At 34.7% G+C, this 17,919-nt stretch carries 16 protein-coding genes and 1 tRNA gene; 6 read left to right on the top strand and 11 right to left on the bottom strand.

All coding sequences use genetic code 11. The features are described 5' to 3' along the window. Both XJ32_RS06860 and flhB read left to right on the top strand, forming a co-directional pair. Positions 1-816: a hypothetical protein gene (locus XJ32_RS06860; RefSeq protein ID WP_020995890.1), complete on the top strand. Its 816-nt coding sequence runs from the start codon at positions 1-3 to the stop codon at positions 814-816. Positions 817-915: 99 nt separating this feature from the next. Then, positions 916-2,034 (top strand): flagellar biosynthesis protein FlhB, encoded by a 1,119-nt coding sequence (gene flhB / locus XJ32_RS06855; protein ID WP_005218222.1) that lies wholly within the window; start codon positions 916-918, stop codon positions 2,032-2,034. 551 nt (positions 2,035-2,585) lie between these two features. Here flhB and XJ32_RS06850 read toward each other — a convergent pair. Together XJ32_RS06850 and ggt are read right to left on the bottom strand one after the other, a co-directional pair. Beyond that, positions 2,586-3,296: an outer membrane beta-barrel protein gene (locus XJ32_RS06850; protein ID WP_077388784.1), complete on the bottom strand. Its 711-nt coding sequence runs from the start codon at positions 3,294-3,296 to the stop codon at positions 2,586-2,588. Between the two features lie 1,158 nt (positions 3,297-4,454). After that, positions 4,455-6,209, bottom strand: coding sequence for a gamma-glutamyltransferase (gene ggt / locus XJ32_RS06840; protein WP_077388782.1), 1,755 nt, complete (start codon positions 6,207-6,209; stop codon positions 4,455-4,457). A 221-nt stretch (positions 6,210-6,430) separates the two neighbouring features. Between ggt and XJ32_RS06835 the strand changes: the two genes are divergently transcribed. Both XJ32_RS06835 and XJ32_RS06830 read left to right on the top strand, forming a co-directional pair. After that, a complete protein-coding gene (locus tag XJ32_RS06835) occupies positions 6,431-7,726 on the top strand; it encodes a putative RqcH family protein (protein WP_077388781.1) in 1,296 nt (431 codons plus the stop codon). A 3-nt stretch (positions 7,727-7,729) separates the two neighbouring features. Then, positions 7,730-8,092 carry a hypothetical protein gene (locus XJ32_RS06830; protein WP_077388780.1) on the top strand — a complete coding sequence of 121 codons (363 nt, stop codon included), beginning with the start codon at positions 7,730-7,732 and terminating at the stop codon, positions 8,090-8,092. 175 nt (positions 8,093-8,267) lie between these two features. Here the strand turns inward: XJ32_RS06830 and rsfS are convergent, their stop codons facing one another. The 9 genes from rsfS to XJ32_RS06790 all read right to left on the bottom strand — a co-directional run bounded on the left by rsfS (position 8,268) and on the right by XJ32_RS06790 (position 15,484). Further along, positions 8,268-8,633: a ribosome silencing factor gene (gene rsfS, locus XJ32_RS06825; protein ID WP_040462909.1), complete on the bottom strand. Its 366-nt coding sequence runs from the start codon at positions 8,631-8,633 to the stop codon at positions 8,268-8,270. Between the two features lie 18 nt (positions 8,634-8,651). After that, positions 8,652-9,251 (bottom strand): nicotinate (nicotinamide) nucleotide adenylyltransferase, encoded by a 600-nt coding sequence (nadD, locus tag XJ32_RS06820; protein WP_077388779.1) that lies wholly within the window; start codon positions 9,249-9,251, stop codon positions 8,652-8,654. Between the two features lie 2 nt (positions 9,252-9,253). Beyond that, positions 9,254-9,418 (bottom strand): hypothetical protein, encoded by a 165-nt coding sequence (locus XJ32_RS12260; RefSeq protein WP_004084278.1) that lies wholly within the window; start codon positions 9,416-9,418, stop codon positions 9,254-9,256. A gap of 27 nt (positions 9,419-9,445) precedes the next feature. Beyond that, positions 9,446-10,282: a prolipoprotein diacylglyceryl transferase gene (gene lgt, locus XJ32_RS06815; protein ID WP_005218909.1), complete on the bottom strand. Its 837-nt coding sequence runs from the start codon at positions 10,280-10,282 to the stop codon at positions 9,446-9,448. Between the two features lie 236 nt (positions 10,283-10,518). Beyond that, a tRNA-Phe gene (locus XJ32_RS06810) sits at positions 10,519-10,594 on the bottom strand. Positions 10,595-10,901: 307 nt separating this feature from the next. Further along, a complete protein-coding gene (locus XJ32_RS06805; RefSeq protein WP_077388778.1) occupies positions 10,902-11,453 on the bottom strand; it encodes a toxin-antitoxin system YwqK family antitoxin in 552 nt (183 codons plus the stop codon). Positions 11,454-11,507: 54 nt separating this feature from the next. Then, positions 11,508-12,785: a tRNA 5-methoxyuridine(34)/uridine 5-oxyacetic acid(34) synthase CmoB gene (gene cmoB, locus XJ32_RS06800; protein WP_254422296.1), complete on the bottom strand. Its 1,278-nt coding sequence runs from the start codon at positions 12,783-12,785 to the stop codon at positions 11,508-11,510. Between the two features lie 18 nt (positions 12,786-12,803). After that, positions 12,804-14,195, bottom strand: a complete 1,392-nt coding sequence (locus XJ32_RS06795; RefSeq protein WP_005217433.1) for a hypothetical protein — start codon at positions 14,193-14,195, stop codon at positions 12,804-12,806. Positions 14,196-14,284: 89 nt separating this feature from the next. Beyond that, positions 14,285-15,484 (bottom strand): DegT/DnrJ/EryC1/StrS family aminotransferase, encoded by a 1,200-nt coding sequence (locus tag XJ32_RS06790; RefSeq protein ID WP_077388776.1) that lies wholly within the window; start codon positions 15,482-15,484, stop codon positions 14,285-14,287. Positions 15,485-15,558: 74 nt separating this feature from the next. On the opposite strand from XJ32_RS06790, the gene XJ32_RS06785 reads away from it, so the two are divergent. Both XJ32_RS06785 and rpsB read left to right on the top strand, forming a co-directional pair. After that, entirely contained in the window at positions 15,559-16,530 is a 972-nt protein-coding gene (locus tag XJ32_RS06785; protein ID WP_077388775.1) for a transaldolase, read from the top strand. 580 nt (positions 16,531-17,110) lie between these two features. Next, on the top strand, positions 17,111-17,917 hold the full coding sequence (gene rpsB, locus XJ32_RS06780; protein WP_077388774.1) for a 30S ribosomal protein S2: 807 nt from the start codon (positions 17,111-17,113) through the stop codon (positions 17,915-17,917). Positions 17,918-17,919 lie beyond the last annotated feature (2 nt).

Genomic DNA, 17,919 nt, shown 5'->3' with positions numbered 1-17,919 from the left:
ATGCGATTTAAAGTTATGCTTTTTAGATATATATTTTGCGTGATACTCTCTTTTAATATAGCTTTTGCGTATAAATGCTATGAGAGTTATTGTGCTCATTTTGGTATAGGCTCTGGGGTGGCTTATGCAAATTTCAAAGCCGGTGGTATGCCTGATTTTAATAATATTGGTGGCTATCTATCTGCTTTTACAAACTACTATTCAAAGCGTTTAGCATTTAATTATGACTTGCAAGTTGGCTTATTTAATGTAGCACAAAGCGGCTATATACAAGGCTTAAATAATATAAATTCGCAAGATCGCATGGGTGGCTTTGTGCTTATGGACCTTAATGCGGGGCTTAATCTCGGCTCTTTAGAAAAGCCCATTTTACTCACACTATCCCTGCCTGTAAATATGTATAATCTCGGCTGGAATGTAGCCCAAAGGCTATCAAGTGAAGCTATTTTTCTAGGCTTTAATCTCTATTCTAACACAAAGCTTACAGAACGCTTTATGCTTTCCTATCAGCTAGGATATAGCTATTGTGTAAGTGGTCGCTATCGCATAGATTCTTATGCAAATATTGCTACACTAAAGGGCGGACATCGCTTACTTTTTAACCTTAATCTACTCTATAAAAGAGAGAATGCAGAATCTAGCTTTACCAACAAAGACAAAGCAGACTTTTATGCGTCTTTGAAAGGCATTTATTACATGCTAGAGCCATCAAATACAATACATATAAATAATACTCCATTGCATTATAATGCGAGTAATAATTTCATGCTTACTTTAGAGTTTGGTGTGAGTTTTGGCATACCACCTATGGAGTAGCAAGGACTTTACGCGTAAATCGCCCTATTAATAAACTTTGCTATAATTTCGCCTTAGATACTTAAAGATTCACACAAAGCATAACACATAGGATAAAAAATGGCAGAAGAAGAGAAAACCCACGCCCCCTCCCAACGCAAAATACAAAAGGCAAGAGAAGAGGGCAGTGTCGCAAAAAGCCCTGATTTAGTCGGGCTTGTAGGTTTAGTCGTAGGATTAATGCTGCTTTTTATCATATTTCCATTTTGGGTGAAAATCTTTAAAGGCTTGTATGTCGAATGCACGAAGCTTTTTTTAGTGGATTTTAATATGCACACAATTTTTGCCATCACGCTTACTATACTAAAAGTCGCCGCATTATGTGCTATGCCCTTTTTCTTTGCTCTCATGGTCGCTGGTATCATCGGCAATGTCGCACAATTTGGCTTTTTACTAAGCTTTAAAATCATAAAACCAAAGGTTGATAAAATAAACCCCATAAAAGGTGCAAAGAATCTATTCTCACTCAAAAAATTGCTTGATGGATTCATTATTACATTAAAAGTATTTATCGCATTTGCAGTGGGATTTTTCATATTTGTAGGCTTCTTAGATGAAGTGGCAAATATCTCTATGAGTCCGCTAAAAGAGCAGCTAACATGGTTTTATCAAAAGGCTCTCATTCTCATTGGTGCATTGCTATTTTTATTCTTAGTTATGGGGATACTGGACTTTTTAATCAAGCGGTATCAATACATCAAAAGTTTGCGTATGAGTAAGCAGGAGCTAAAAGATGAGTTTAAACAACAAGAAGGGAATCAAGAAGTAAAAGCAAAAATCCGTCAAATCATGATGAAAAATGCTATGAATAAAATGATGAGTGCAATCCCTAGTGCCAATGTGGTGGTAACAAACCCCACGCATTACGCAGTGGCTTTGCGTTTCAATAGTGAGACAGAATCTGCCCCTGTTGTCGTGGCAAAAGGCATAGATCATCTTGCAGTAAGGATTAAGGGCATTGCAAGGGAACATGAGATTCTAATCATTGAAAATCCACCTTTAGCAAGGGAGCTTTACAGACTTGTCGATGTGGATAGAATGATCCCCGGAGAAATGTTTGAAGCGGTTGTGGAGCTATTCCAACAAGTAGCAAAACTAGAAGCAGAAAGAGGCAGAGTCCCAGACTTTATGAAACGCGCAGAGGATAAAAAGCAAAAAGTGATACAGCATAAAGAGTAAGAGTATAGAAGCAATAAAATGTGGCGTTTATAAGAGAGTTTTAGAATCTAGGCTTTTGTATAGATTCTATATTTCTCATAAGTGTTTTTATACATGCCATTCATAGTAGAACGGAAAGTTTTATAGATAACTTTTTAATTGAATTTGCTAGAATTTTTGCAAAAAGACTAAGGGCTTTATAAATTTAGAGAACTTGCAATGTAAGAATGGATTAAACAACATAATAAGAGTTTGTAGGCATATACATTCCATAAAGGCTTTTATATTAAGTATAAAGTGCTTGTTTGTCAATATGAATCTTTTTGTATTTTAAGTCTATGCAATATCTACAATATAGAATCTTAATGGCATTTAAACTAAAGAGACATAAAAGCAAATATAAGCAAAAAACAGAATAAAAGAAGATTAAAAAAGAATAAATTTATAAGCTAACAAGGCTTGATATTTTACACAAGCAAGGAAAGATAACCTTGCTTTGCTTACCCCCTTATCTCTCATACTTTGTTTTGAAAAGCATAAAAGGGTGAAAAAAGGTTTATTACAAAGCTAAATTAGAAAATATAGCTATAACCTACTGAAGTTGTAAATAATCTCACGCTATTTGTTTCATAAAGATTTGCGGGAACTTTGCCACTGCTTGTTTCAGTAACATTCATGCCTAAAGTTGGGATTTTAAAACCAAGCTCAAATCTATGATGATTATTTGCTGTAAGGCTTAAGCCAAGATTAATAGGTAAAACAAAGCCGTTCCCCTTTCTTCTTGTTGTCGTTGTCGTGTTGTTAGTGAAATTATCTGTTTCACCAAACACACCATATCCAAGACCAATACCCACAAATGCACCAAAGCTGATAGAATCTGTTTGTATAAGATTCACAAGCAAGTCGGCATTCAGTGTGATTGCATGTGCAGAACTAAAAATATTCCTTGTATCATTCACATTGTCTGTAACACTACTTGCACTCATAGGGTTAAAAACAAAAGTATAATCCAAATATCCACGCACACCAAGCATTTGTGCAAAGTGGAAATTATATCCAGCTTTTACCCCAATATTTGCACCAGATAAAATTGTTGTCGAGATTATTGTTGTTGAATTTTTTTGTTGAAATTTTTCAAAACCAAAAGTATATCCAGTATCAAGCCCTAGAAACAACCCGCTACCATTCCCACTATCACCACCAACTCCATCATCAGCAAAAGCCATCATAGGCATAAGAGATAATGCTGCTACACATGCTATTTTCTTAAAATGTTTGTTCATAAAGAACTCCTTACAATTATTAAAAATTCCCTAAAAATTCAAGTTAGGTTCTTGCAAGTCTAGTGACTTTTCAAAAAAAAAAAAAAGATTTTTACAAAAAAATACGCAAAAATTTGATATTTTTGTATTTTATTGTTACTTTTTGTTAGTTTTTAGTGATTTTTTAATATAAACTTAAGCATATTAACGATAAATTTTTGATTTCTATTCAAATGCGAGGCTATAAAATTATGAAAAATACTTAAAGATATTGCAACTGATCTTGAAAATATATGAAAATTTGCTTTCGAGATTTGATAACTTTTTGTTTCAAAAGATAATCCAATATCATGTACATAACCAAATAATTAAAGAATTATTTTCACTAAAAACTTTATCACCAAAATGCTTTGAGGAGTAATTCGCGTTTTATATTTTCTGGGTTTAGTTTTACATATTCTTGCTTGAAAAATTCGAACTTTTATGAGTTAAAAATCTTATGATAGAAAACTCTTGATAACACATAAAGCATAAACTTGGAAAGTAAAAAGTCATTGATTGCATTATAATCAAACTCCCTCTTTTCAGCAAAATGCTCACTTGCACCCCCCTCCCCATGCTACCAAAAAACATCAAAATGCTAAAATTTTTCTTAACTCTAGAAGAGCAAAGAAGAGAGATTTGATTTAAGTGGGTATCAACAAAGTCGCTATGAGATACAAGAAGACTTGAAGGAAAAACTTAAAATCAACTAGATGAGTATTGCAAAACAAAAGATATTAGAATTATAAAAGAGTGCTTGCAAGGACAAAACGCTTTATTTAAGAAATGTGAAGTCGGGCAAAAGCTTTATATTTCGCGATGGATTAATGGCAAAATTCTTTATCAATGGCAGTGGATAAAGCGAGTTAAATCTTTGTACTAAGATTCTAGTAATATATTTAAAGAACTTCTAAAAGATCTCGCTAAGACTGAGAATCGTAGATATCTGTCATACATGTGTAAAACCTTATTGTATGATTTTTATATGAATCTTATGCTAGCAATTTGTTAAAATAATGTGTTAGCAAATATACTAAAAGCTATAAATTGCTCAAATACAACATGGGGTCTCAAACCTTTGCTATTTTAGATATTAAACCTCTGCGGTATATAAGATTTGAAACAATATTGATCGCATTATATTTTCCTTCTAGGGTCTAGTGTGCCATAGATAATGCCTGTTTTTGGGTCAATTAAGATAGCATTGACATCGCCCATTGTGTCGGTTTCAATGACTTTATAGCCCATTCTTTTTAGAATCTCTTGCGTGTCTTTATTGATAGAAAACTTCTCAATATCTAGTGTATCTGGCTGCCATTGCATGTGAAAGCGTGGCGATTCTACTGCGGTTACAAGATCCATTTTATAATCAATGAGATTTACAATGACTTGTGCTACAACACTTATAATCTTCCCACTTCCCGGACTTCCAAGCACAACATACAGCTTGCCATCTTTTAGAATCATAGTAGGACTCATCGTGCTTAGCGGTCGTTTGTTTGGTGCGATAGCATTATTTGTGCCCTCAATCATACCATGCCTGTTTGGATAGCCGACTTTGATAGAGAAATTCTCCATTTGATCATTGAGTAAAAAGCCATAGCCACTCACAGCCGCCCCAGAGCCATAGCGTCTATTGAGTGTATAGGTAACACTGACTGCATTACCCCATTTATCAACCACAGAAAAATGTGTGGTATTGCTGCCTTCATGCAGATTTGGATTATTATTTTGCTTTATTTTGCCTAAACCCGGGATTATCCTATCGCTTGGTGTCGCCCTATTTGTCTTTATAGAGCGATAGACTTCTCTAGCATATTCCTTGCTTAAAAGCGTATCTAGGGGTAAATCAATAAAGTCTGGATCGCCCATAAAGCTTGATCTATCAGCTTGTGCTTGTCGCATGGCTTCTGTTAAGAGATGAATGCTTTTTGATGATGCAAAGCCGAGTTTAGCCATATCCGCATTTTCAATAATGTTTAGAATCTCAAGGATATGCGCCCCACCACTGCTAGGTGGAGGCATGGTGATAATATCATATCCACGATAGCTCCCATGCAAAGGCTTTCGCCATTTTACCTTATAATCTTTTAAATCTTGCAGTGTGAGTATGCCCCCACCTTTTTGAATATCGCTTACCATAGCTTTTGCAATTTCGCCTTGATAGAATGCACTCTCGCCTTCTTTTTGCAAGATTCTTAAAGTCCTTGCTAAATCTTTTTGTATGAGTATATCGCCATCTTTATAGACTTCGCCATTCTCTTTTAAGAAGTATTTAGAAGAAGATTCAAACTTTGCAAAGTCGCTTTGGACTTCCTGCATAGTCTCTTGCTGCCTTTGCGTTACCATAAAGCCTTTTTCTGCTAACATAACTGCGGGTTCTAAAAGCTCACTAAGCGTTTTTGTGCCATATTTATCAAGCATAGCACTCATGCCTTTTACACTACCTGGGACGCCAACAGAGAGATAGCCTGTAACAGCGGCATTTGGGATAACTTCACCCCTAGAATCTAAAAACATATCGCGACTAGCCGCCTTTGGTGCGACTTCTCTAAAATCAAGGGCAATGTCTTCTCCACTTGCTAAATGGATAAGGGCAAATCCACCACCGCCAATATTTCCTGCCGCAGGGTGAGTAACTGCTAGAGCGTAGCTCACTGCAACCGCCGCATCAATGGCATTCCCACCGCTATCTAGCACGGCTTTACCAATGGCATTTGCATAAGGACTGCTTGTCATAGCAAGCCCACTGCCCTCTCTATCTTTGATGGGAACATAGCTTGCGGCATTTATATGTGTTATGCCAAATAATATAACACAGAGCGTGAGAATGCCAAAGATTCTATTTTGTCTTACAATACAATCTAGCGATTTTAGATATGATAATAGCATGTTTATCCTTTTTATGATTTCATCTCAAAAGACTTTTATTATAACTTAGTTTGTAACTAGAAATATAATATTTTATATATTTTTAATTTTGCTTCATAAAAATACGCTTGTAAAGACAGGCTATAATACAGAATCTATGTTATTATTTTTTGCGTTTCAATATGAAATATTTTTAGATTCCATATTTATACTATTTTTATAATACACTAAGGATTAAAAGCATGAAACTCCAACTCTTACATGATATTGCACGCTTATTTTGCACTCATAAAATGGTTACTTATATCGCACGGGTTAGTGATAATGTGATACATATACGACTTGATAGCATAAACTATTTTATCGATTTAAATAAAGGCAATCCGCGTATATATAGCAGTGAAGGCATACTTAAAACAAAGCAATATAATGCACCATTTGACATTGCAATGAGTAAATATATCTACAAAGCTAACATTAAGACATGCAAACTCGATGGTATGAATAAGATTCTAAAGCTATATTGCACATATAAAAGCACATATAAAAGCATTGAGACGCTTTTTCAAATCGAACTCATAAATCGTGCTACAAATGCGATCATTGTGCAAAATGATAGAATCATATCTGCGTTACGATTTAGCGATTCTTTAAAAAGAGCAATCTTACCTAAAATACCACTTGCACCATTAGACCAACCGCATTTTCTAAAAACTTTTACTGATAATAGCACTGAAGATACATTGCAAATGCTTAGAGAAGAATATAATATTATGCAAAAAAGTTTGTTAGACCAAAAGCGAGAGAAAGTCTTACAGAATCTAGAGACAAAAAAAGCAAAGCTTACCAAACTCTTAGGATCTCTGCCAGATATTGACACGCTTACAAAAGAGAGAGAGACAAACTTTATGCTTGCAAACTATATTTTAACGCGTTTAGATTCTATACCAAACTACGCGACAAGCCTAAGCATTGAAAACAAAAACTATGAAATCCCATGTATGAATAAACCAAGTCTAGCAAGTGATAAGCTTTTCAAACAAACAAAAAAGCTAAAACAAAAAATAGAACATATACACAAACAACAAGAAAATCTAGAATCTAAAATCATTTTTTTAAATAATCAAATCGATTTCGCAAAATACGCAAATAGCCAATCCCTAGACATACTCGCACCAAAAAAACACAATACAAAGAAGTTACAAAAAAGCCATTATGCAAGCTTTTATATCGATGGGGTAAAAATCAGCATAGGTAGGAATGAGCGAGAAAATATCAGGCTTTTGCAAGATTCTAAGGGGGATTTTTTATGGTTACATATATGCGATATCCCATCATCACATTTAATTATCCATGCAAATAAAGTGAGCGATCAGGTGCTAGAGTATGCGGGAATACTGCTTGCAAAACTTTGTGGCATAAAAGATAACAAAATTGTGATAGACTATACAAAACGCAGGTTTGTGAGACTGACACAAGGCGCACATGTAGTCTATGCGAAAGAAAATAAGCTACATTTACAGCTAAATAAGGAGTAACAAATGGCTTTAAATACTATTGGAAATATGACCTATATCAATCAAGCAAGCAGTGCGACATCAGCCTTGCACGCAAACAACATGCCACACCAAACTCCGCTTAATCACGCCATCTTTCACGAGCAAATGCAAAAAGTAGAAGAAGTGCGACCTGCAGAAGAAATGCATAAAACAGATGATAGAGAGGGCAGCGCTAAACGAGAGTTTGATGAAAAAGAAGAGAAAAAGGAAGAAGAGAGTAAGGACTTCCAAGAGCAAATGGAAAATGCAGCAATAACCCCAAAGAAAAAGAAAGATGAGAGGGTGATTACAGAAGATGAAATGCTTATGCGACCAGAAACACATTTGCTTGATGTGAAAGGATAGGGCAAGGTTAGGGTAGGGGGCTACAATTCTCATTGTGTTGCAATGAAATTAGATTAGAAAGCATATATTCTTAATTAAGAAGTCTCATCGCGTGAAGATATTGTTGCAATAAGAATCTTTTTTAGAATCTAGGTTTGAATAAAAGTTTCTTAAAATAGATTCTGTTATCTTATTTTCAGGCTTGAGTATTTGCCACTTCTCCAAAAGTCTTTATCAAAAATTCCTCAATATTGTATTTCTTGCGGTGATTTTCTGTGAAAATATGCACGATAACTTCGCCTAAATCGATTATAATCCAGTCTTCACTCTCTTCATCAATCGCATAGAATCTTACCCCCTTTGCTTTAAGATCTTCTTTAAGATAATGCAATAAAGATAGGGCGTGTTTGCCTGCCATAGCAGTAGCCACGACTACAAACTGCGATAAATAGCCCTTATTTGCGACATCAATCACTTCAATAGACTCTGCCTTTTTGGAATCTAAAATATCTTTTACTGCTTGGGCTAGATTCTGTGCGTTAAGTAATGAATTTTCTGTCATATATGTCCTTTTTATAATTTAAACTTTATGTAATAACTTATAAGATTCTATCACATCATATCGAATATTTTCTGGAATCTCATCTTTATAATACTCTAAATTTTGAATGATAAGGCTTGAGGCATAAGGATATGAAAAATGTAAAAATTGCATGTTTAGATTGTGCTTTTGTGCGAATGCTTTACATATATTTTCATTATTTACATTCAAGCAATCTTTAGTTATGCGATTAAAGACTATGAAGCAAAGATTCTCTCTTAAATCTTCAAAATAGTTCCATTGTGGCAGCTGTAAGAAGTTATCCTGCCCTAAGATAAAATACATGGTAGATGGCTTATAAAGATTCTTAAAATACTCCATACTTTCTTTTGTCGTTACAGGTTTGTTTTGCAATATTTCATAATCACTGCATAGAATCTTATCATATTTTTCACATACTTTTTTTATCCATGCAAGTCGTTTTTGCGCGGAGATTCTAAAATGTGCTTTAAGTGGATTTTGATAGGCTACAAGCACGATTAATAAATCCAGATTCAATGCAGCCAAAGCCTTCTCAATAATGCCTACATGCCCTTTGTGTGGCGGGTCAAAACTCCCACCAAAAATAGCAAGATTCACCCTTATTTACCTTTTTTAGAATCTCTATATTGCTTTGCTTTTTTTGATAGCACAAGAAAGATTATAAACGCACTGCCCGTTACAATAAGGATTGTGCTCCATGCTTCAAAATGTGAGAAAGGCATACTAAAGTCAAACACTCTTTTTCCAAATATTTCAAATCCCATAACTTTCCTTTCTATTTAATATCATTTCTACTTAATATCACTTTTGCGAGTTTTTATAATCCATAATAAAAACAATGCAATCCCCATCATAACGCAACTTAGAATCTGCCCCATACTAAGCCCTAAGAAGTAATAGCCCATCTGCACATCAGCTTCCCTAAAATACTCTGCTATAAATCGTGCAAGACTATATGCAAACGCATAAATAACGATAAGCATACCTTCAGTTTGATTTTTTTTAGAAGCAATCCACACTATAATAAAGACAACAATGCCCTCCAAAAATGCCTCAATCAATTGACTAGGATAACGCAATGCCCCTTCCACATAGATTCCAATAAATTTTAGTGAATCTTCTTCAATCACTCTGCCATACAGCTCTTTATTTAAAAAATTCCCAATTCTCCCAAACACATAGGCAAGTGGCACGCTCAAAGCAACTATGTCAAGCAGAGCAAAAATATTTGCCTTTTTCACATAAAAGAACAGAAATGAAGCAAGTAAAAAGCCAAAAACAGCACCATGAAAGCTCATACCCGCAATACCCACAAATCGCCCATCAACATAGGGGTTGAAAGCTTCCCAAGGGTGTGTGAGATAAAACATAGCAGAATCTGTATAAATAAAAAGATAGCCAAAACGCGCCCCAAGCAAGATTCCAATCTCAACCCATATAAAATAGCTATCTATAATCTTTGAATCTATGTGTGAAAAACGCGGCATAGTTTTAACAAAATATTTAGCAAGAAAGAAGCCAATAAGTAAAGCCGACACATACGCCAAGCTATACCAATGGATATTAAAGCCAAACGCACTAAAGGCAATGGGACTAAAATGAGAGTAGATTTCATTCCAAAAATTCATAATATAAACTCTATAACTATTAAATTAAAAAATCTCAATTATACATAATGTGTGATGGTTTTTTAGCAAATAGTGTATAAAATTTGATTTTTGCGATATTTTTCAAGTCGATACCATAAGGTTTTTTAAAATTTAAAAATAATTAAAACAATATATCTTTCTAATACTTCACGCAATAGACAAAAACTACTAAATTTCGCGAAAGAATAAAAATGACAACTGAATACAAAGGAAGATGGTGGCTCGAGGCAGAATCGAACTGCCGACACAAGGATTTTCAGTCCTTTGCTCTACCGACTGAGCTATCGAGCCATTTTGAGTTTAAGCAATAAAAAGAAGTAATTCTACTAGAATAAATATTAAAAACAACTTAAAATAAATATAAAATTTAATTTTAATGGATTTGCAAACTCAATTCACATAGGATAAGGTATTAAAAATAAATAAATTGGATAGTTTCCTTGTCGCATAATGTGGCAAAGAACATTGATGAATGCACAGGGGAAATACATATAGTTACTGGGGCTAACAAATTGCCTTCAAAATATCGTAGTAGATTCAAGCATTCCAATGTTTATAGCTGGTTAAATTTATAAATAAAATTCCAATATCTATTTCATCATAACTCATTGTATATCTGTATTGCTTCATCAATGTGATTGTTGGCATGTTGTATTCTGGCTAATTGTTCGCTAGTAAATTGTTTGCCATTTGTGCATGTTATTGATTGTATCTCATCATCTTTGTATAAAACTTTCATGATCATATCACCATTTTTGTTGTAGAATCTTGCAATACCTTGTGCTTTATCGTCTTTGCATGGCGTTTTGGCTTTTAGATTCCCATTTTCATAGTAGCCTTTTGCAATACCCTGCAACATATCTTTTTTGTATGGCATTTCATACTGGAGTTTTCCGCTTTCATAATATCCTTTACTCATGCCTTGTTTCTTATTATTTTTAAATGGTATTTCCATTTTTAGATTCCCATTTTTATAATAAGATCGTGCAATGCCGTGCAACTCACCAATGTTGTATGGCATTTCAGATTCTAAATTTCCATTTTCATCATAATATTTTACAATGCCATGCACTATATTATCTTTAAATGGAATTTCCATTTCTACATTTCCATTCTCATAATATGCTTTTTCAACATAAATTTCTGCCATGATTATCCTTTGCAATAAAATAGCTTTGGTTATATCACACTTTTAAGATTCCAATTAAGATAGCACAAAGATACCGCGGCAGGCTGGGGGATAGCCCTCTATTGTTTGTGTGGGGGTGAGATAGTCGCCTAGGCTTTTTTTGTCTATGAAGTCTGTGCTTCTTTGCTCTGTGTTATCTGTGTATGAATAGCTTAGAATCTCGCATGATTTAAATCCTGCGTGTAAGGCTAGATTCTGCAAGGCTTGTGGGCTGAATATGTAGAATACATTTGGCATTTTCGCATAAGTGGGATAGGGGCAAAGGCAGGTGGCAGCTTTATCTTGTAATATCAGCGTTTCAAGCAATAAGATTCCATTTGGGGCTAAAATGCTTTTTAGTTGTTTTAGTGTCTGCAAGGGCTCTTTTCTGTGATATAGCACACCTAAGCATAGAATCAAGTCATATTTTGCATTAAGCATAATTACATCTTGCACACCTAAAAGGCGGAAGGCACAATGTGAGATATTTGTGAGTTTATGGATAAAGTAGAATTGTAGAAAAAATATCGCAATGGGATCAATGCCGCTAATGTGCTTTACCCCTCGCAGTGCTAAGTCAAACATATAATAGCCATTATTGCAACCTACATCAAGCACGACTTTATCTTTGAGGTTATAGCCTATTGTGTCTAGGGCTTGTAGGATAAGCTTCATTTTCTTATTGCTCTGCCATTCAGAATCAATGAAAAATTGCGTATTATTCTCTGCACCATATAAGCAAAAAGGACCTTTTCTCCATGGCTTTAAGTCTAAGGCTAAATCTTGCAAGGTTTGAAATTCATTAGATGAAATGTTGTGAAAATATAGGCTAAGGGCTTCTTTTGTTGGGTTTTTAGATTCTGTATTTTTTGTTAAGTCTGTGGATTCTAAAATCTGTGTGAGGTTTGGGTTGTGGTTTTTAGATTCTAGATTCTTAGATGTTTCGCTACGCTCAATATGACAATTATTAAATTCTAGATTCCAAACATTGCGCCCTAAATCCCGCAGCCCACCCTGATTTGGTGTAGATTCTAGATTCTTATCCAAATGGGCGGGTGCAGGGTGTAAGGGTGCAAACTTTATAGAATCTAGAATCTTATTATTACTTGAATCATAGAGTAAGCTATTGTTATCACATAATCTTGAAATGCTATAACTTGCTTTTGTCTCTAGCGTGAGTAATTTATATAGAATCTCACTATATGGCTTTAGTGCGTTTAGCTCTCTTTCACTCCATGTTGAGAGTATAGGATCTTTTTTACATAAATCTTTCAAATTAGAATCTCTTGCTGCTAAATCTTTTTTCAAAATCACTTCTTTTTAATTTAATCTCTATATTTGTATGCCATGTGCGCTAAATAGATCTGGTGGCTGGGTGATAGCATGGATTGTTTTTTGGTCTTGCCTTTTGCTTTGTCTTGGCAAGTCGGCATTCTTTTCAAACGCTTTTTTTGAGATTCCATAAATGACTGCTAGGTGGTATGAAGTCTTGGTTAGAATCTGTGTGAGATGATTTATATGTGCGTAGGGAATGGTGATATTTTTTTGCGTTGTTCTTGGCAGCTTTATGCCTTTTGCATAGCATGATAGCATTTTTAGATGTCTTGCTTCTACCTTTAAGTATTCCATTAAGACATTAGAATCGCGACTTTTTCGCAATGATTCAAAGATAATGTGGGCGTTATTCTGTATTTCAGTGTCATAGCCCAAATCTCTTTCTTGCAGACTAGGACATGCAAAAAGACTAGGATTTGTGCAAAAGAGCAGAATCTTATCTTTCACACTAGAGCTAAGTCTCTCATTAGAATCAAGATAGCAATAACCTAGCTCTTCTACATGTAGCCCCTTAATGCCTATATCACCTTGCATATATTTTGGCAATCTAGGATTAAAGGGTTTAATCTCTTTTCCTGATACAATGCGTGTAGTCTTTGATTCCCTTGCGTATAAACCGCCCATAGATTCTATATAGGATTGCCAATACTCTTGCTTTAAAAATGAAAAAGTCGCCATAAGGCTTTCTACAAATGGAAGTAAAATATAGGGCAAGGAAAGCTTATAGACTGCATTCTCCCAAATAACCTTGCTTTCAAAAAGCGTATAGCTAATCACGCTACAATGCTTATGATAGCGTCTTGGAATCTCTTTTTCTAAATCATGCTGTGAAAAGATACTTCTACTTCTCTCTACTCTCTGCCTTGCATACTGCACAGAATAGCAAGTGTGAATTTGTAGGTTTTCTAAGGCTTGAATGCTTGTTAATAGAATCTTGCAAAAAGGCAGAGTATTTTCATCTTTACTTTTATCTTGGTCTTTGTATAGTTTAAATATCTCTTCTAGGCAGTCTTGCAGGGTTATGCTATGCAATATTGATAAGCCTATTTGCAAACTTTTAGCTAGAGATATTTCAATGGGTGTAAGCATAACGAGCGTATATTTAGATTCCAAAAGGAAATAGCGCACAAATCTCCGCATACTCTGGTCAATACTTCGCACTTTAATCCATGCTATCTCTGTATCATCACTGCATACCATATCGCCCTCAAAAACGATACCATACGCACCATTTGCTATTGCCCTCTTTATATCATCTGGATTCAATGCAAAAAAAAGCGTCCCACTCACCACCTTTTTCACATTATAAGTAACCCCACTAAAAGCACTAATAAAAGGTGTATTCACTAACTCCCCATATAAAATATCAAGTGCTTTTTCTAATCTCATTGTTTTTCTTTATAGAATCTAATAAACTTTAAAATAGCTTAATAATAACATAATTTTGCAAAAACTGCCAAAAAATTGCGGTAGAAGCGTTACAAAATGCTATTTTTTACATAATCTTCAAAAGTTTTGCTGATATAATCGGCAGTCATTTTTGCTTCTTGTAATGTCATGTTTTGATGGCATGGTATAGATAACTCTTTTTTGTAAAAAGATTCTGCATTTGGTAGCTTTGGACTCCCTAAATGTTTATAGCTTGTAAAATTATAAATAGGCTTATAATGCACTTGCACGCCGATATTATATGTAGCTAGTGTATTTGCAATCTCTTCTTTTTTTGTAGCTAGAGAATCTTCTAATAAAAGCGGATAAAGATGATATGTGCTTTTTACACATTCTTTAATGTTTAGAGTTTTGCAATAGGGATTATCTTTAAAATAGCTATCATAAAAGAGTGCGATTTCTTTTCGTTTTGCAAGAAAAGATTCTAATCTTTTTAATTGCGAGATTCCAAGACTAGCACTTATCTCATGCAGTCTAAAATTAAATCCAAGCGTTATGCAATCATGATTGTAGGGTGTATGCTTTATAACGCCATGACTACACACAAGAGAAGCGATTTCAGCAAAAAAGTCATCATTGCCTACCAATGCCCCGCCCTCACAAGTAGTAAAAGGCTTTACCGCATGAAAGCTAAATATACTCATATCCGCTAGACTGCCCACTTTAACATTATCATAACTTGCCCCAAAAGCATGACTAGAATCTGAAATCCATATTAAATTATGCTTTTTTGCAAACTCACTAAAAGCTTTCATATCCACACTATTTCCTGCATAATCCACAGAACAGATAGCAATAGTATCTTCACGGAGTAAAGATTCTAAATTCGATAAGTCTAAGTTGCCATTACTATCAATATCTGCAAAAATAGGCGTAATATTGTTTGCTAACATCATATTTGTAGTAGCGACAAAGCTTATTGGTGTTGTGATAATGCTAAATGAATGATTATTAGCTGCATAATCTAGGTTTGGTGCATTTTTGAATCTAGAGTTATATTTCTTATTTATGACATATTCTTTTAAGGCGTAAAATGCGGCATATAATGCTGAGGTAGCAGAATTAAAACTTATAGCATGTTTTATGCCGATATATGCGGCAATATCGCTTTCAAACTGCTTTGTATAAGCCCCTTGTGTTAGGTGTGTGGAGCAAAGTGCATTTAGCACTGCTTCTTTATCATCATCATTAATTGATTGTGTGCTATAAGGAATAAAATTTTCTAACATTGCTAAAACCTTTTAAAAACAAGTTATAATCTCAAGTTATAAACATGGAAATATATCATAAATTAAGGAATAATATGATAAGCATTTGGTGTGATTTTATAGAAAGAAGTTTTTTGCAAAATGAGTTTAAAACGCTTGTGAGAGAGGGCAAAATACAAGGGGCAACAAGCAATCCTAGCATTTTCGCACAGGCACTAAAGAGTGAAAGCTACAAAGAGAGTATCAATGAGCTAAAACAACAAGGCAAAGAACCAAAAGAGATATATGAGACTCTAGCCATAGAGGACATTAAAACTGCAAGCGAGATTCTCATGCCACTTTTCTTAGAGAATCCCCAAAATGGCTTAATAAGCATTGAAATTGATCCATTCTTATCAAATGACATAAACGCAAGTATTGATGAGGGCGTGCGACTTTGGCATGAGATAAACGCAAAAAATGTAATGATTAAAGTCCCAGCAACACAAAGCGGATACACCATAATGGAGCATTTAATGCTGCGGGGCATTAATGTGAATGCAACTTTAGTTTTTACAAAGGAGCAAAGCAGAAGAGTATTACAAGCATTTCAAAAAGCAAACACACAAGCACAAGGTGTAATCAGCGTATTTGTATCAAGGTTTGATAGGGCGATTGATCCGCAACTAAAAGATGAAAAATTATGCGGAAAATATGGCATCGCCAATGCTATTGCAATTTATAAAGACTTTCTAAGCCAAAAGCCACAGCAAAATTATAGAATCTTATTTGCTAGCACAGGTGTCAAAGAGAAAAATGCGATATATAATGACGAGGGCTATTATGTTTATCCACTTGCTTTTGAAAATTGCGTCAATACACTCCCCTTACCTACACTTCATGCCTTACAAATGCAGAATCTAAAAGCTCCAAGCATGCAGCAAATCGCTTCATTTGATGATTTAGAAATCGCTGCAAGCCTAGAAGAAATGGATATTAATCTCGTGGCTATCGAAGAACAACTGCTGCAAGATGGACTAAAAAGCTTTGAGCAAAGCTTTGAGTTAATGCTAGATTCACTTGCGTAATGCCTATATTATAGTTTCATAGATTGCAAAAAGCAATCTTTGCAATCTATCTTAACCTAAGTAGTGTTAAACAGATTGTTGCAGATATGTTGCATGATTTCTTGCTGGTAGTATTCTGCTATTTACGAATTAGAAGTTTAATCTACAATTTATGCGATAGCAAAATATCACAAAGACTGCTATATACTTCTTATAATTTTCCCGAAAATGATGGGCTCATAGATTCTATATTTTTGCCGCACTTATAGGATTTAGTTTTTTAATATGGTGCTTGGTATGGCATGCAGCAAATATTTAGCTCTCAAATTCATACACTCTTTCCAGTGTTTATGGAATCTAAAAGTATATAGTGTATCTATAAAATAACCCACAAACAAATTTTCACAAACAAAAAATCACAAAACTTGCAATTTTGTTGTATAATTTCTGCTTTGTGGAAAAACTCACATGTCAATCCTAAAAGTTGGTTGCCCTTATTTTAGCTAGAAGTTAGCATTGTAAAATACGAAAAATAGGGGTTAATGGGCATGGTGGCAAAACCAATTCACAAAATTTACTATTAAATTTTAAGGAGCTATATATGGTTACTATGAAAGATTTGTTGGAATGTGGTGTGCATTTTGGACATCAAACAAGGCGATGGAATCCAAAAATGAAGAAATTCATCTTTGGTGTGCGTAAAAATATCCACATTATTGACTTGCAAAAGACGCTGCGTTACTTCCGCTACACTTATAATATCGTGCGTGATGCGGCGAGTGAGGGCAAGGTTATTATGTTTGTTGGGACAAAAAAACAAGCAAGTGATACTTTGAGAGAGTATGCTGAAAAGGTAAATGCACCTTATGTAAATTATCGTTGGCTTGGTGGTATGCTCACAAACTTTAGCACGATTAAAAAGTCAGTAAGGAAGCTTGAGATTATTGAAGAGATGGAATCAAGTGGGCAAATTGATCTTTTGACAAAAAAAGAAAAACTTATGCTTATGCGTAAAAAAGAGAAGTTAAATAAATATCTTGGTGGGATACGACATCTTAAAAAAGCCCCGGATATGCTTTTTGTCGTTGATGCACTGAAAGAAAAAATTGCGGTTGGTGAGGCAAGAAAACTTGGCATTCCGGTAGTTGCACCGCTTGATACAAATTGCGATCCAGATTTAATCGACTATCCAATTCCGGGCAATGATGATGCGATCCGCTCTATCCAGCTTTTCTGTAAAGAAATAAGCGATGCGATCACAGAAGGGCGTGAGATGAATGGCATTGAGGGTGAAGAAAATGCAGAGAGAACAGAGCCGCTACCTGCTACAGATGCTGAAAAAGATGAGGTAATGGCAGAATTACAAGCAGAAATGGAAAAAGAGTTTCAAGCAAAAGAAGGAGAATAAAA

The organism is Helicobacter bilis, assembly GCF_001999985.1.
GTDB classification, from domain to species: Bacteria; Campylobacterota; Campylobacteria; order Campylobacterales; family Helicobacteraceae; genus Helicobacter_A; species Helicobacter_A rappini.
Note: the sequence above shows the minus strand (reverse complement) of the source record. Positions and strands in the feature narration are given on the sequence as shown.

What these genes read in the sequence shown, in the direction of transcription:
- XJ32_RS12260 (WP_004084278.1), bottom strand. Translation starts at nt 9,418, where the DNA reads ATGGGATTTGAAATATTTGGAAAAAGAGTGTTTGACTTTAGTATGCCT.
- rsfS (WP_040462909.1), bottom strand. Translation starts at nt 8,633, where the DNA reads ATGACAGAAAATTCATTACTTAACGCACAGAATCTAGCCCAAGCAGTA.
- lgt (WP_005218909.1), bottom strand. Translation starts at nt 10,282, where the DNA reads ATGAATTTTTGGAATGAAATCTACTCTCATTTTAGTCCCATTGCCTTT.
- XJ32_RS06795 (WP_005217433.1), bottom strand. Translation starts at nt 14,195, where the DNA reads ATGAGATTAGAAAAAGCACTTGATATTTTATATGGGGAGTTAGTGAAT.
- XJ32_RS06860 (WP_020995890.1), top strand. Translation starts at nt 1, where the DNA reads ATGCGATTTAAAGTTATGCTTTTTAGATATATATTTTGCGTGATACTC.
- XJ32_RS06850 (WP_077388784.1), bottom strand. Translation starts at nt 3,296, where the DNA reads ATGAACAAACATTTTAAGAAAATAGCATGTGTAGCAGCATTATCTCTT.
- XJ32_RS06785 (WP_077388775.1), top strand. Translation starts at nt 15,559, where the DNA reads ATGATAAGCATTTGGTGTGATTTTATAGAAAGAAGTTTTTTGCAAAAT.
- XJ32_RS06830 (WP_077388780.1), top strand. Translation starts at nt 7,730, where the DNA reads ATGGCTTTAAATACTATTGGAAATATGACCTATATCAATCAAGCAAGC.
- XJ32_RS06790 (WP_077388776.1), bottom strand. Translation starts at nt 15,484, where the DNA reads ATGTTAGAAAATTTTATTCCTTATAGCACACAATCAATTAATGATGAT.
- XJ32_RS06805 (WP_077388778.1), bottom strand. Translation starts at nt 11,453, where the DNA reads ATGGCAGAAATTTATGTTGAAAAAGCATATTATGAGAATGGAAATGTA.
- XJ32_RS06835 (WP_077388781.1), top strand. Translation starts at nt 6,431, where the DNA reads ATGAAACTCCAACTCTTACATGATATTGCACGCTTATTTTGCACTCAT.
- rpsB (WP_077388774.1), top strand. Translation starts at nt 17,111, where the DNA reads ATGGTTACTATGAAAGATTTGTTGGAATGTGGTGTGCATTTTGGACAT.
- ggt (WP_077388782.1), bottom strand. Translation starts at nt 6,209, where the DNA reads ATGCTATTATCATATCTAAAATCGCTAGATTGTATTGTAAGACAAAAT.
- flhB (WP_005218222.1), top strand. Translation starts at nt 916, where the DNA reads ATGGCAGAAGAAGAGAAAACCCACGCCCCCTCCCAACGCAAAATACAA.